Origin of the sequence: Rhizomicrobium palustre, assembly GCF_011761565.1 — a bacterium.
In the GTDB taxonomy this organism is placed as follows: Bacteria; Pseudomonadota; Alphaproteobacteria; order Micropepsales; family Micropepsaceae; genus Rhizomicrobium; species Rhizomicrobium palustre.
Genome location: NZ_JAASRM010000001.1, coordinates 286,619 through 301,547 on the forward strand (window position 1 = coordinate 286,619; position 14,929 = coordinate 301,547).

The window sequence follows — 14,929 nt, forward strand, 5'->3', positions numbered from 1 at the left end:
TACAAAGACCTATCTTTGGTGTCAAACAAAACCGGGCCAAGGGCTTTCTTGCCATCGGCGCGCACCAGAACTGTCACAGAGGAGCGCAGAACATGCGGGCTTGCTGCTGGGGGCCGTTCTTACTATGACGGGTTCAAGGGGCGAAGGGGGAAATTCCGTGTCCGACAATCGAGGTCAAAAGCGCTTACGCGTGGTGGATCGGTACGCAGGCCCGCCGCTTTTGAAGGTGGTAAGTTTATTGCGGCGCAAGCGCAGCGTGCCAGATCCCGCCTCGGTGCGTTCCATTGCCATCATGGTCCTGGCGGCCATCGGCGACACCGTGATTGCCACAGCCCTGATCGCGCCGTTGCGGCGCCGCTTCCCCAATGCCTCGATCATCGCTGTCACCACATCTGCCAATCGCGGCATCGCGGAACTTTCAGATTTCGATTCCGTAGTGACTATTCCGGTCGTCCAGCCAAGCAAAGCCATCAAGTTATTGCGCGAGTTGCAGCTCGATATTGCCATTGATTGCGGCCAGTGGGCTCGACTGAGTGCGATTTTAACCTACGCCTCAAAGGCACGTTTCACCGTCGGATTTCGCACAGAGGGGCAGGCACGCCATTTTGCCTTCGATGCGGCCCCGCCCCATCTGGCCACCCGCCACGAGCTCGACAATTTCCTAGCCCTGATCGCCCCGCTCGGCGCCGAAACGAATGGACGCCCGAGCCTTAATCCACCGGCCAATCCGCCTCTTCTGACGCCCGAGCGCCAGTGGATCGCTTTTCACCCCTGGGCTGCGGGCGTGCGCTGCGAATTGCGCGAATGGGCCAGGGAGCGCTGGATTTCACTAGGCAAAGCCCTGGTGTCCAGAGGCTACGACATTGTGATCACAGGCGGCCCTGCAGACGCCGTGGCCTCGACAGAGCTCGTCAACGCCATCGATCCGGAGCACGCGCGGACCATCGCTGGGCGTTCCTCCTTGCGTGATTCACTGGCAGTCCTGGGCGATGTCAAAGCGGTGGTTTCGGTCAATACCGGCTTGATGCACATGGCCGCTGCGGTGGGCGTGCCGCTGGTAGCGCTGCATGGCCCGACAAATCCGCTGCGCTGGGGGCCGGTGAGCGATCGCGCCATTGTTTTGGGGCCTGGGCCGGGTGGCGGCTACCTCAACCTTGGCAACGAATACCCGGAAAACCCGCCCGATACGATGGCCGAGATCAGCGTTGAGGACGTCGAAAACGCTCTTCTGCGCCTCCTAGCCTCTCCCTGAAGCCTTCTGGGCGTTGATGCGGCCAATCGTCTTCGTGGTACTTACGCCATCTACTAGATCGCATAAGGCAACCCTGCCGCCGCGCGCCAGGACGATATCGGCTCCAACGACCTTATCGACCGTATAGTCCGCGCCTTTGACCAGCACATCGGGCTCCAGGGCCTTGATCAGTTCGAAGGGCGTATCTTCGTCGAAGGCCACTACCGCATCGACATTGGCAAGCGAGGCAAGCACCGTCGCACGCACGCCTTCGCCCTGCACCGGCCGGTCAGGGCCCTTCAAACGGCGCACCGAATCGTCAGAGTTGAGACCCATCACCAGGCGATCGCATTGGCTGCGGGCAAATTCGATCAGGCGTACATGGCCGGTGTGCAAAAGATCGAAACAGCCATTCGCAAAGCCCACTTTCAGGCCCTGCGCACGCCATTTCTTCACGCGGTCCGCCGCCATGCTTGTCGACAAAACCTTGGCTGTAGCCGATGTGGAATCCACGTCATGCAAGGCGTGCAGAAGTTCCTCGGGATGGACGACGGCCGTGCCCACTTTTTCCACCACGATCCCGGCAGCAACGTTCGATAAGTGGACCGCCCCGAGCGGCGGCAACCCGGCGGCAAGACCGAGCGCCAACGTCGCCACCACTGTATCCCCCGCCCCCGATACATCGAAAACTTCACGCGCTTTGGCGGGAAGATGCGCAGGGGTCCCTTCAGCCGGGATAAGGCTCATCCCTTCCTCGCTTCGTGTCACCAAAACCGCACCAAACCCAAAACGGGCGATCAGACTGCGCGCGGCCAGCTCGATTTGCGCATCATCGCCAACCGGCATGCCGCTGGCCTCGGCCAGTTCCTTGCGATTGGGCGTGATGATCCCCGCCCCGCTGTAACGCGCATAATCGCGCCCTTTCGGGTCCACGATCACGAAGGCACCTGCCTCTTTGGCCATCACCAGGGCCATGCCGCAGAATTCCGCATCCAGAAATCCTTTGCCGTAGTCGGAAAGGATCAGAATCTTGGCGTTGGCGAGAGCGTGGCGCAGCGCATCGCCGAACTGCTCCCGGCTGGCGGCCAAATGGCAAAAGCTTTTCTCTTCATCGACGCGCAGCATTTGCTGATCGCCGGCGATGAAGCGCGTCTTCACGATGGTCGGCCAACCGGAAACCTTGGGCAGGCCCTCATCCAGCTTCAAAAGATGGCTGAGCTCCGCACCATTGGCGTCGCTGCCAACGGGCCCGACAAGATCAGCCTGCCCGCCTAGCGCCCGAATATTCCACAACACATTGCCCGCACCGCCAGGCGTCGTCACCACCCGCGACTGGCGCAGCACTGGCACAGGAGCTTCCGGAGAAATGCGGTCAACCGAGCCATAAATAAAGCGATCAAGCATCACATCGCCGACAACGACGATAGGGCAGCGCGAGAACGCTTCGATGGCTCCCCGCAGAAGATCATTGGAAGGCAGCATGGGCCGGATACTCAAAAAGTTGCGTTCAGTCGAATGCCTCATCGATCATGGCGCACCATAAATGGCCCACCGCGATGTGCATTTCCTGGATGTTGTTGGTGACAGCGGACGGCACGCAAATGCAAAGATCACAGGCGGTTTTCATTTTGCCCCCCGCCGCGCCCGTTAATCCGATCGTGCGGATACCAACGGTTTTGGCAACATCAATCGCCCGCAAGACATTCGCGCTATTCCCGCTGGTGGAGATGCAAATGGCGACATCGCCCGGACGGCCCAATGCGGCGAGTTGGCGGGAAAAGACCTGCTCATAGCCGTAGTCATTGCCAATCGCGGTGAGAGCCGAGGTATCCACGGTCAGGGCGATGCCCGGAAGCGCCACACGCTCCTTTACGTAGCGACCGGTGAGTTCAGCGGCGATATGCTGGGCGTCGGCAGCCGACCCGCCATTGCCCATGAGAAGGACCTTATTGCCCTCTTTGAGCACCCCAACCAGAAGGTCTCCGGCCTCGCGAATCTGATCCGCCTGCTCGCGCAATGCGAGGAAATTCTCCGCAATTGTCTCCAATGCGCCGCGCACTGCGTTTGCGTTAAGCTCAAGCCCTTTCATGCTCTGCCCCTGTGCTTGCTCACGACGCCCCCTAACCACGCATCCGCCTGTTGTCTATGGCATATCATCGCGCCCATCCCCTGCAAACGCAACCATCAGGCCCGCGTCTGTGCGGGCGGCGATTTCTGCGCCAGAACCCGATCGATCACGGCCAAATTACCGGAGCAATACCGTCCCCAGGAAAATTGCCTCGCATAGCTCTCACAGGCACTGCGATCGGGCAATTTTGTCCGGCCACTGAAGATGTCGACCAGAGCGTCCGCCAGGGCGCGCGCAGTGGCCTGCGGCACCACGCATTGCGGCGCGATGGCAGCGACAAGATCGGAATGACCGCCGCCACTGGTGGCCAGAACTGGTACGCCACAGGACATAGCCTCGATCACCGGTAGCCCAAATCCTTCCACCGCTAAGGAGGGCATCACGAAAAGATCGGCAGCGGAATAAAAATCCGGTAATTCCGCATCAGGCACGAAGCCTGCAAACGCAAGCTCATTGCTCGATAAGCCACGTTCATAAGCGAAACGTTCGAGATAGTCGCGTTGGCTGCCTTTGCCCACGATGACAAGCTTAACCTTTTTTTCCGAGCGCTGCCGCAGGTCCGCATAAGCCTCAATCAAACAGTCCAAGCCCATGCGCTCTTCCAGCCGCCGCACCGAAATGATCATACTGGTATCGTCGTCCACACCGAACCGCGCGCGGATACGCGCACGCCCCTCGGCGGAATGGCTGAAATGCTGCGTGTCACAACCGCCTGGGACCACGACAATGCGATCATCCTTTACCCCCAGATCGTCAATAAGCTGGCGGCGGGTGTAATTGCTCAATACCACGACGGGAAACCGACCATGTCCCAGCACCCAGCGTTCGACGGGGATCATCATGGCCCCGTAAAGCGCCCCAAGCAGATCGGACACTTTCAGGCTGCGCTTGAACCTCGGCCAAAGCTGGGTCCACATCTCGCGCGCATAGGAGCCATGATAGACATAGTAAAATGGGGGGAGTTTCGGCACGTTCCAGATCAATCCAAGAAGCGACGGAAACATCTGTACCGATAGGCAAGCGACAGGCTCCCCGCCCTTTTCACGCAGAATGGCGCCGATAATACGGGCGGGTTCGGTGATAAACCCTAGCGCCTTGGCAAGGCTGTTTTCGGAGCGCCGGTAGGTCGAAAGATAAAAACCACCCGGCTCTTGCACGCGCGCAACGGCGGCCTCGTTGGCCGTCACACAAACAACATCGTGACCGAGCGCGGACAGCTCACGGCACTGCTCGAAAACACAGCGATGACTTCCCCCCATGGTGAGGGGATAAACCGAGTCATTGACGACGATGATTTTCATGTGCGCGCGAGCAGTTCGAGTGATCGGTTTGCGGCCTTGGGCCTGTCAAGCACCCCATGTGCCGCCGGATAACGCAGGAAAACTCTTCTTTAACAGAGACATAGCCTCAACGAGATCATCTGCAGGAAGAACCGGGAATTCCGGCGTGGCGACTTTTAGCGCCCGCGCGCGGTGCTCCCCACCATGGCCGGTGAGCAGGTGAATTGCCCCCGCCAGCCCTCCCTGCCGGGCCGCCTCCATATCACTGTCTTTGTCACCTATAGCCCATGAAGAGGCCAGATCGAGGTTTAACTTTTCAGCCGCGAGCACATACATCGCCGCACCCGGCTTGCGCCAGTTCGCGTGCCGCTCGGAGTAACCAGGGGTGTATCCAGGATGAAACGGCGCCACAAATGTGGCATCCAGGCTACAACCCGACTGCGCGAGCTGGCGGGCGATTTCGGCTTCCACATCGAAATAATCGTCCCAATCCATCAAACCGCGTGCCAAGCCGGACTGGTTGGACAAAACTATGCTTGGTACGCCGTTTGTGCGGGCCATTTTCAGGATATCCACGGCCCCAGCCGCAAGCCGCACGTCTTCGGGGCGTCGTAGATATCCGACCTCCTCCACCAGCACACCATCACGGTCCAGCAGCAAGGCCGGCCTGGCGGCGCTAAAGCGCGCGGCATCGAGCGACACCCATACGCCCTCTTCGACAAAGCCACGTTCAGCCATAATACATCTCGAATTCCAAAACCCAGGTATTTCCGAACGGCCATCTATGCGTCTGGTGTCGACAACTGCTCCACACTAGAGTACGGCGCGTGCCGCTACCTATCAGAAGGCGAATCCCCCTTGCCAGCGTTTTCCAGTACTGCCGACGCGGAAAATCCGGCGCCAGCGTGGACCGTTGGCCTCGCCACTTTTGCCCTCTGGATCCTGTTCTTGCAGTTCACGGATGAATGGCCATTCCACGGCTTCTATCTGCAAACGGGCCTGATGTTGGTCGCCGTAATGCTCATCAGCCGATTACCGGGAAGCGCTGCAGCGCTGCGCCCCTTTTTGGTGTTTATTTCTGTTTTGGTATGCCTCGGCACTATCCAATGGGTGATCATGAAAGGGGGCGTATTTTCCCCTCCCGGCCTCCTGGTCGACGGATTGACCCTCCCGCAACTCTTCATCCAAGTTCCTGTGAAATATGCGCTATTCGCTATATCCCTACTTGGCATGAGCCATTTGTATGAGAATATGGTGGGGGGAAGGGTCAGCGCTCTGCTGCTGCATAAGCGTGATGCGCTACCTCCCCAACCTAACACTCTGCCGCGATAAGATTTCATCATGAGCACAGCTTTGCATTTGGCCGTCGACGCCCGCATGATCGCTCACACTGGCATTGGCACCTATTTGCGCAATGTGCTCACCCGGCTTGTGGCCACCCACCCGGATTGGAGATTTCATCTCGTCGGTGATCCAGCTAAACTGGGAATCTTCGCCGAATGCGAACAGGTGAAAATCCATCCCTGTACTGTTCCCATCTACGGCATCCACGAACAATTGTGGTGGGCCAAGGCGCGCATAAAGGCCGACCTTTTGTGGGTGCCGCATTACAACGTTCCGCTGGCATGGCGCGGCAGGTTGGCCGCCACAGTTCATGACATGGCGCATCTGCGCTTGGCGGAAATCACCGCCAGCCTGCCGCGAAGACTGTATGCGAAGACGCTGATGCATGCGGTTAAAACGAAAACGGCAGGACTGATCTTTGTCTCGAAATTCACTGCAGGTGAATTTCGAGAACTGGTCGGAGAGCCGCGAGCCGGATATCGCATCATTGCCGAAGGCGTCGATGAAGAATGGTATTCGCCGATCGAGAAGACCCAGCAGAGTGACGGTTATGTCGTGTTCGTCGGCAATGCCAAGCAGAGTAAGAATCTCACACGCTTGCTGAAGGCTTTCGCCCGTATCCAGGACCAAATATCCCAGAAGCTGTTGATTATTGGGCAGCGTGGCGGCTTTCTGACTGGGGCAACAGAGGTCGACACCTTAGCCACACAGCTTGGGGCGCGCATTGAGTTCGCCGGTAGGGTGGACGATCCTGCCTTGCGAAAATTCGTGGCAAACGCAGATTTACTCGTTATGCCCTCCCTGTATGAGGGCTTTGGCTTGCCTGTGGTGGAAGCAATGGCTTGCGGCTGCCCTGTTTTGTCCTCCTCGGCCGCCTCTTTGCCGGAGGTAGGGGGTGAAGCCGTAATTTATTGCGATCCCATGTCCGAGGATGATATTGCCGCGAAACTGCTTGCTGTGCTGAAAGATAGCGAGCTGCGGGCAATCCTGTCTCGGAAAGGTCTCGCTAGAGCCGCCCAATTCGACTGGAACAAGGTGGCCGCCGAGACCGGCGCGTATTTTGCCGAAATTTGTGCCTGAACCAGCGTGGAGAATTCAAAGTGTCAGAAAACGGGGTTCAAATCATCACCGGCGGGGCAGGCTTCATCGGGCGCTGCCTGACCAAAAGATTGCTCGGCCGTAATTTACGGGTCGCCGGTCTGGATAATTTTTGCCGCGGCAACGCCAGAAATATTGCCGAATTCGCAGACAACCCCAATTTCTCGATGCGCCGGGTGGATGCCGCGGATGGCACGGCTCTTGAGGGTGCCATGTGTGAAGCCCTTGCTGGCGATGATCCTGCCTCGGCGACGGTTTGGCATTTGGCGGCCAATTCGGATATTCCCGCCGGTGTCAGCGACGCTGGCATTGATCTGCGCGACACGTTCATGACGACCTTCAATGTCCTGCAGACCATGCGCAAGCTGGGGATGAAAAAGCTCGCCTTTGCTTCGACTTCGGCAGTCTACGGAGCATTGGACACGACCCTGCACGAGGATCTGGGACCGCTTTTTCCTATTTCCAACTATGGCGCGATGAAGCTCGCCTCTGAGGCGGCTATTTCGGCGGGCGTCGAATCTTTCTTGTCACAGGCTTGGCTCTATCGCTTTCCCAACGTCATTGGCGGTTATGCCACCCACGGCGTGATTTACGATTTTGCCCGCAGGCTGCGCGACAATCCGGCCCGTTTGGAGGTTCTCGGCGACGGCACCCAGCAGAAGGCCTATCTGTTGGTGGACGAACTTGTCGATGCCATGCTCTTTATCCGCGACAAGGCTACCTCCCCCCTCAACTACTACAACATCGGCCCGATCGACGACGGCGTGACGGTGAAGTTCATTGCCGAAGAGACCGTGCGCGTAGCCTCTCCTTCCGCCGCCATCCAGTACGGGAAGAGCAAAAAGGGCTGGGTCGGCGATGTGCCGAAATTCGTCTACTCAACCCGCAAGTTGAACACATTGGGTTGGACACCAAAAGTCAGCTCCGCCGAAGCGATCCGCACAGCCATTCCTCTGATTTGGCAGGAGAGCGCGTGAGCACGGTAAAGCAGGCTGTCATTTTAGCCGGCGGCCGGGGTACGCGCCTGAAATCCGTCACGGGTGATCTTCCAAAACCTCTGGTGGATGTCGACGGAAAACCGCTGCTTGTGCACCAGTTCGAATTGCTGCGTGCGCAAGGCATTGAGGATGTCCTGCTTCTCACAGGCTATCGCTCGGACGCCATTCGCGAGGTAGCTGGAGACGGTCGCGCATTCGGCCTGAATATTTCATATCAGGACGAGAGCGAAGAAGATCCACTGGGCACCGCCGGTGCGCTTCTGGCGTGCTTTGACCGGCTCAAAGAGCGCGCCATCGTTGCCTATGGCGATTGTATGTTGAATGTCGATCTGGGCCGCTTGAGCGCATGGCACGAGGCCAAGGGCGCCGCCGTGACCCTGTTGGTTCATCCCAATAGCCATCCAGAAGATTCCGATCTGGTGGAGCTTGACGGCCAATGCCGCGTCAAGAGGTTCCATCCCTACCCACATGAGCAAGGGCGTTATCTCGCCAACCTCGTCAATGCCGCGCTTTATGTCGTGAACAAGGCCGCGCTCGCGCCTTACCGTAATTGGGACGGACGCCCGAAGCCCGATATCGCAAAGCATCTCTTTCCGCGCATGGTGGCCGATGGCGTGGCGTTGTTCGGATATCGCAGCCCAGAATATATCAAGGATATTGGTACGCCCGCGCGTCATGCCACGATTTTGCGGGACCTGCGCAGTGGCCGTATCGCCCGCTCCAGCCTGAACCATCCTCAAAAGGCGATTTTCCTGGATCGCGATGGCACCCTGAACGTCGAAGTCAACCGCGTCTCCAGGGTTGAAGATTTCGAGATGATCAGCGGGGTGCCTGCGGCCATCAAGAAAATAAACGAAAGCGAATTTCGCGCGATTGTCGTCACCAACCAGCCGGTGCTGGCGCGGGGCGATTGCGATGAGGCCACGCTTGATCACATCCATGCCAAGCTCGATACATTGCTGGGCCATGACGGCGCGTATCTCGACGCGCTCTATTATTGCCCACACCACCCTCACAAGGGATATGAAGGGGAAGTCGTGGCTTTGAAATTCGACTGCGAATGTCGCAAGCCAAAACCAGGCCTGCTGCTGCAGGCACAACAGGATTTCAATATTAATCTGGCGCAATCCTGGATGATCGGCGACACGACGGTGGACATTCGTACGGCGAATACCCTTGGCATTCGCTCCATACTAGTTGGCACTGGTAAAGCCGGCCAAGACGGGCAATATCCAGATGAGCCGACCTATCGCTTCGCCACACTCGCCGAAGCCGTCGATTTCATTCTGAGCCAACCTGATTAGGTAAGGCGAGCAACGCATGGGGCGATTGCCCAGTTGCAGGGAACAGGATGACACGACAAGTCGCAGGATGATAACGCAACCACGTACCATCTGCCGGTGCCGTCAGGCGACATTCAGATTGTATTCTCTACCCGCTCGGAATATGTAGAAGGAGGGTCGACAGACCGGTTTCCCACGCAGTTGGAAAGCGGACAACTCCTTGACGAGATGGGATAATTCGGCTTGCGGAAATCGGCTTGATGTCTGACAAAATCGGACATCTATAGGGGGACTTCGTGATTATTTCCCGGACACCTTGCCGGATGAGCTTTGCTGGCGGCGGGACCGACCTGCCTGCACATTACCTGCGCCATGGCGGCGCCGTGGTCAGCACCTCGGTCGATAAATACATCAACATTTGCGTCAATGCGCGCTTCAACAAGCAACTGCGCGCGAGCTATTCGATCACCGAGATTTGTGACCACCTGGAACAGCTGAAGCACCCGCTGGTCCGCGAATGCCTCCGCCTTGTCGGCATTACCGAAGGTATCGAGGTGGTTTCGTTGGCCGACATCCCAGCCAACGGCACGGGACTTGGTTCATCAAGCTCTTTCACTGTCGGCCTGCTCCACGCGCTCTATGCCTATCTTGGCCATCGCCCGACTAAGCATCAGCTTGGCTGCGAAAGCTGCCGGATCGAACTCGACATTTGCAAGGAGCCGATCGGCAAGCAGGATCAGTACGCAGCGGCTTTCGGCGGGATGAATTTCATCAAATTCAACATAGACAACACGGTTGAGGTCGAGCCGCTAGATTTTCACGAACACATCCGTGACCGCATCGAAAGTTGCATCCTTCCCTTCTATACTGGGATTACACGCTCTGCCTCTCGACTGCTGAAAGCGCAGAACGAAGTCATTGAAACCGGTAGCCGCACCAATGTCCTTTGCCAGATGACCGAGCAGGCCTACGAGTTGCGCGATGAGCTGCGCCGGGGCAATGCCGATGCCATTGGCACGATCATGCATAAGGGCTGGCAGCTCAAGAAAAGCATCGCCAAAGAAATCTCGAGTTCGGTGATCGACGACTGGTACCAGAAAGGGCTCGATGCCGGCGCTCTTGGCGGCAAGCTTCTTGGCGCGGGTGCAGGAGGTTTCCTGTTGTTCTATGCAGCACCCGAGCGTCACGACGGCATCAAGAAAGCCCTTTCTGAGCTGAGCTTTGTTCCCTTCCGCCTGGACCGCGAGGGCAGCAAGATCGTTTTTCGGGAATAATGTTTTCCACGCAAAGAGGCGGTTGATGTTTCCGGACAAAAAGTACGATCACGCGGGCACCTATGCGGGCGACTATTTTGGCGAGCTGAGCCGAGCCGCTGCGCAGATCAATGGCCAGGCGGTGGAAAGAGCTGCCGCAATCGTGCTTGCAGCGGTCCAGGCCGACCGGACCGTTTATGCCTGCGGCAATGGCGGCTCGGCAGCCATCTGCAATCATCTGCTTTGCGACTTCGCCAAGGGCATGCAGTCCGATACCACCTTGAAGCCCAAAGTGGTGAGCTTGAGTTCCCCGGTGGAGCTGATCACCGCGATCGCCAATGACATCAGCTACGACGAAGTTTTTGCCTTTCAGATGAAAACGGCCGCCCGCCCTGCCGATGTGCTGATCACGGTCAGTTCATCCGGAAATTCGGAGAACATTGTGCGCGCCGTACAGTGGGCCCGAAACAACGGCGTCCGAACCATCGCGTTCACCGGCTTTGAAGGCGGGCGCAGCGCCGAGCTGGCGGAGGTGAATGTCCACGTGCCGTCCGGCAATTACGGGATAGTGGAAGACTTGCACCAGGCCGCTATGCACATCATGGCGCAGTATATGCGCATGCAGAACATGGATGCCGGCTTGATCGGCCAACGAAAATTCTAGGGTAAGCAGGAAGGCGCTCCCGGCTGCGTCGCGCATGACATCAATCCTGGCTGCCGGATGTTGCGTGAGCTTGGACCCGCAAGGGCTCAACCCTCCACCTTGGATTGTAAGCCATCTAGCGCGACACTCACGGTTTCGTGATACACATATATACAATTCTGGATGAGCTTGGGTAGCAGGGATCGCCTCCAACCAACCCTCGAAGCGGATAACGTCGTGCGACATGCTTGATATCTTCACGAACCGGGTCAGAGGTAATGGCCCTATTCAGGCCGTGCCCCACACCCGTGTTGCGCGAGAAGAAGCTCGCGTTTCAGCTCGAGAACGCCTTGCGGCCGCTGTAGCCCTCTTCCTCGTACTGATCACGGTCATTTTTATAGTTGGGCCCGAATATGCCCAGGCTAGGCTTTATGCCGATGCCCTCAACTACTGGATCATGGCCGAAGCCATTGTGAGATCTGGCTCTCCTAACGTCTCTCTTTTGGATGGCGTCCCACCCGAAGTATATGCGCCCGTGGTATCCTATCTCAGGGCTCCAATTTTCTGGCTCACACAGGATACGGCTATCCGGCTCGCGGCCATCCAGCTTCAGAACGCATTTTTCCTGACGTTATTCGCCACTCTGAGCTCGATCTATTTGCAATGGCGGGGCACCAGCCGCAAATGGCTTATTTTTTCGCCATTTCTGTTTTGCGCCATCGCGACACCCTGGCCGCAGAACGTGCTTTTTCTGCTCTCCGACACGACTTTTGCTTGTCTCACGATGGCTGCGCTCGTTCTCTACATGCGCAGTTGGCGCCAGCGGCGGTTCGCCGCGCTCACGGTCTGCGGTTTTGTGATCTGTCTGATCCTGGCGATCCTCGCGAAGTTCACCGCCATCGCGGTCTTGGCGTATGCCCTGGTCGATTTGGCGCTGCGCCCGAAAGGCCAGCTACGCCGCCAATGGGTTGTATTGCTTGGCGCGTTAGGGGCCGCCGCTGTTCTCGTTGTTTTCGGCACGCCATATGCCGCGCATTATGTTGCTTCGGGGCTGCATAAAATAAGCCCCCACGCCCCTCTCTGGACGCTCGCAACAGCCAGCCTGAACTTCATTAGCTCGACGATTCCGAGCCTGATCGTTCCCAACTACATTTTTGTGTATTTGCACAATGACATTGCCAATGTGGCAACCCCAGAACTCCTGCATCGCAAGGAGGTCGTTTGGCTCCTGATCGGCACGCTTATCTCGGCGCTTATCCTGCGGGGGGCCATTCGCCTGCGCCGCGAGGCCTTGCCTGAAGTCGCCGCGCTTCTGGTCTGCAGCCCCGTTTTCGCGCTGATTTTCGGAAGCGCGCTTCGGTACACGGCGGTCTTTCAGGCATTCTTCATCCGCTTCTTCGAGAACGGCATTGGGGATTTACTGGAAAGCGCCGAGGCAAAAAAAATCATCCCAGTTCTTCGTTTTTTGGGGGGCCTCAGTATTGCGATTTTTGTACTCGGCTCGGCCTGGCAAATTTCGCGGCTATGGCAAGCCTCGCGGCAAGCCAATACGATATACGCCGCCGAGGAGCGGGTTTTGCGCGCAATCGCCAAGCAGAATGACCCCGTATTCGTTCCATATGCCTATTCCGCGCGCTGGGTGGCGCTGCTGAAGCTGCATGGCGTGACCACGTCCCGGGCCGCGGATATGCTTGCGGCGGGCAAGCGTGCCTATGTGATCGAGGATTGCGAAAGGCAGTACTGCGCGGGCGTGGCAGCTTTCCGCAAGACCTTTAGTAGCGAGATGAAAGCCCGCTGCGGGAAAATCGATCTAGTGCCAGTTGCCCAGCTTGCCGGGGGACACATGCACGCCCTCATTCAAGAGGTGAAATCCGCCGGCCCCTGCACCTCCAAACACGCCAGGTGACGGGTACAGACGGAAAAATGGCGGAACTAGGGTTAATTCATCGCAGACTGGTACAGCTTAGACATACCGCGCCCCTGGCGCGCGTGCGTCGATGCACCAGCGGTAGTATATAGGATTTCGGTGTCCACGAAAGTTGTGGTGATATACTGCTGTAACAAAGCGTGGGCGCAATCGTCGCTGGCAATTAACGCTGGTTTCAACGGCGTAAATCCCATAATCGTGTGTACTTCGGTATTGGAGGGGGCGGTGAGTAATCCTGTGGACTCGATTCAAGCGAACTCTGAATGGGCATCGCCGTCCAACCGTTCGTTGTTACGCGGTGGACGTATCTGGATCAGCATCGCCGTTCTGGCCACCGCCGACATTTTGGCCTTCGTGTTCGCCAGCATCCTGTTCCGAGTTGGCAGGCCTGTTCCCGAAGTCATCTTCCTGAATAAGTTCAGTTCCCAGCGCGCGGTAGATCTTCTCATCTTTCTCGCGGTGATCTTCCTGATCGTGCGATATATCAGCGGTGACTACAGCCGCCGCCGCCTTTTCTGGGAAAGCACCCGAGTTACGGTCCTCGCGGTCTTGGTGACCTCCTTGCCCTTCTTTTTGGTGGTCGCAGCCTTCCCCAACCAATATTCACTTTGGGCCGAAGTCGGCACCTGGGCCAGTCTCGCGGTAACCATTCCACTCTTTCGCCAGGCCGGGCGCAAGCTGATGTCGATGGCTGGCCTGTGGCAACTGCCGACGATCCTCATCACCTCGCCTGAACGACTTCACTCCATTGGCAGCGCTCTGCGCCAAACACTTTCGCTGGGCTACGACGTCAAATGGCTGGCGGTCGAAGGCGACAAGGACGTTGCCGTAGAAGATCTGACAGGCGTTAAGCGGGTCTCCATCTCCGATCCGGTCGAACTCTTCGCACAACTTGCCGAGGAAGGCTGCGATCAGGCCGTGGTGGCAACGGAAGATGCGCAGTCGCCGGAAATCATCAGCATGATGCAGCGGCTGATGGAATTCGGCATTACGGTATCTCTAAGCCCCTCTGTGAGCCGGTTGCCGCTGGTGAACGCGACGACGAGCTTCTTCTTCGGCCGGGACATCTTCCTCTTCCAGATGCGCTCTAGCCTTCAGCGCTTCCCCCATCGCGTTATCAAGCGCGTGTTCGATGTGGTGATGTCAGCCGTGGCATTGCTGATGTTCTCGCCTGTTTTCGCCGCGATCGCGGCCATCATCAAGTTGCGCTATCCCGGCACGCCGGTGTTTTTCGGACAGAAGGTGGTGGGTCGCTATGGCCAGCCCTTCTTGATGTGGAAATTCTCCACAATGCGCAAAGACGCCCATCTCGTGCTTGAAGAAGTCCTCGCCAAAAGGCCCGATCTGCGCCGCGAATGGGAAGAGACATTCAAGCTCAAAGAGGATCCGCGCGTCCTACCGGGCATTGGCGATTTCCTGCGCCGTACCAGCCTTAACGAACTGCCCCAGCTTCTGAACGTGCTGACCGGAGAAATGTCCCTCGTAGGCCCCCGGCCTGTGAAGAACGCAGAGCTCATTCAGTTCTATGGCCCGGCGGCACGCCTCTACAAACGCGTTCGTCCCGGCATCACCGGTCTGTGGCAGGTGAGCGGGCGCAGCGACACCAGCTATGACGAGCGTATCGTTTATGACGAATGGTACATCCTGAATTGGTCGTTCTGGTATGACATGGTGATTGTGCTGCAGACTGTTTCGGCGGTGTTGTTGCGCAAAGGCGCGTATTGAGGTCCGGGCGTTCCGGTTT

The 14,929-nt window shown here is 57.9% G+C and carries 13 protein-coding genes; 9 read left to right on the top strand and 4 right to left on the bottom strand.

Annotated elements, in window-relative coordinates; all coding sequences use genetic code 11:
• The first annotated feature begins 157 nt into the window (after positions 1 to 157).
• Positions 158 to 1,252 (top strand): glycosyltransferase family 9 protein, encoded by a 1,095-nt coding sequence (locus FHS83_RS01165; protein WP_167080035.1) that lies wholly within the window; start codon positions 158 to 160, stop codon positions 1,250 to 1,252.
• Here the strand turns inward: FHS83_RS01165 and rfaE1 are convergent.
• The 4 genes from rfaE1 to FHS83_RS01185 all read right to left on the bottom strand — a co-directional run bounded on the left by rfaE1 (position 1,238) and on the right by FHS83_RS01185 (position 5,377).
• A complete protein-coding gene (gene rfaE1 / locus FHS83_RS01170; RefSeq protein ID WP_167080037.1) occupies positions 1,238 to 2,713 on the bottom strand; it encodes a D-glycero-beta-D-manno-heptose-7-phosphate kinase in 1,476 nt (491 codons plus the stop codon). The genes FHS83_RS01165 and rfaE1 overlap by 15 nt on opposite strands.
• 25 nt (positions 2,714 to 2,738) lie before the next feature.
• Positions 2,739 to 3,320: a D-sedoheptulose-7-phosphate isomerase gene (locus tag FHS83_RS01175; RefSeq protein ID WP_167080039.1), complete on the bottom strand. Its 582-nt coding sequence runs from the start codon at positions 3,318 to 3,320 to the stop codon at positions 2,739 to 2,741.
• A 95-nt stretch (positions 3,321 to 3,415) separates the two neighbouring features.
• The gene (locus FHS83_RS01180; RefSeq protein WP_167080041.1) at positions 3,416 to 4,660 is read right to left on the bottom strand and encodes a glycosyltransferase family 4 protein; all 1,245 of its coding nucleotides are present in this window, start codon (positions 4,658 to 4,660) and stop codon (positions 3,416 to 3,418) included.
• Between the two features lie 45 nt (positions 4,661 to 4,705).
• Complete coding sequence (locus FHS83_RS01185; RefSeq protein ID WP_167080043.1) at positions 4,706 to 5,377, bottom strand: D-glycero-alpha-D-manno-heptose-1,7-bisphosphate 7-phosphatase; 672 nt, start codon at positions 5,375 to 5,377, stop codon at positions 4,706 to 4,708.
• A 120-nt stretch (positions 5,378 to 5,497) separates the two neighbouring features.
• Between FHS83_RS01185 and FHS83_RS01190 the strand changes: the two genes are divergently transcribed.
• From FHS83_RS01190 to FHS83_RS01225, 8 genes are all read left to right on the top strand, one after another.
• Positions 5,498 to 5,971: a hypothetical protein gene (locus FHS83_RS01190; protein ID WP_167080045.1), complete on the top strand. Its 474-nt coding sequence runs from the start codon at positions 5,498 to 5,500 to the stop codon at positions 5,969 to 5,971.
• Positions 5,972 to 5,980: 9 nt separating this feature from the next.
• Complete coding sequence (locus FHS83_RS01195) at positions 5,981 to 7,063, top strand: glycosyltransferase family 4 protein (protein WP_167080047.1); 1,083 nt, start codon at positions 5,981 to 5,983, stop codon at positions 7,061 to 7,063.
• Between the two features lie 20 nt (positions 7,064 to 7,083).
• Positions 7,084 to 8,058, top strand: a complete 975-nt coding sequence (locus tag FHS83_RS01200) for an NAD-dependent epimerase/dehydratase family protein (RefSeq protein WP_208414170.1) — start codon at positions 7,084 to 7,086, stop codon at positions 8,056 to 8,058.
• Entirely contained in the window at positions 8,055 to 9,383 is a 1,329-nt protein-coding gene (locus FHS83_RS01205) for an HAD-IIIA family hydrolase (protein ID WP_167080049.1), read from the top strand. The genes FHS83_RS01200 and FHS83_RS01205 overlap by 4 nt, the downstream gene beginning before the upstream one ends.
• A 275-nt stretch (positions 9,384 to 9,658) precedes the next feature.
• Complete coding sequence (locus FHS83_RS01210; RefSeq protein ID WP_167080051.1) at positions 9,659 to 10,636, top strand: GHMP family kinase ATP-binding protein; 978 nt, start codon at positions 9,659 to 9,661, stop codon at positions 10,634 to 10,636.
• 25 nt (positions 10,637 to 10,661) lie between these two features.
• A complete protein-coding gene (locus FHS83_RS01215) occupies positions 10,662 to 11,279 on the top strand; it encodes a D-sedoheptulose-7-phosphate isomerase (RefSeq protein ID WP_208414171.1) in 618 nt (205 codons plus the stop codon).
• 223 nt (positions 11,280 to 11,502) lie between these two features.
• Positions 11,503 to 13,164: a hypothetical protein gene (locus tag FHS83_RS01220; protein WP_167080055.1), complete on the top strand. Its 1,662-nt coding sequence runs from the start codon at positions 11,503 to 11,505 to the stop codon at positions 13,162 to 13,164.
• Positions 13,165 to 13,410: 246 nt separating this feature from the next.
• On the top strand, positions 13,411 to 14,910 hold the full coding sequence (locus FHS83_RS01225; RefSeq protein ID WP_167080057.1) for an exopolysaccharide biosynthesis polyprenyl glycosylphosphotransferase: 1,500 nt from the start codon (positions 13,411 to 13,413) through the stop codon (positions 14,908 to 14,910).
• Positions 14,911 to 14,929 lie beyond the last annotated feature (19 nt).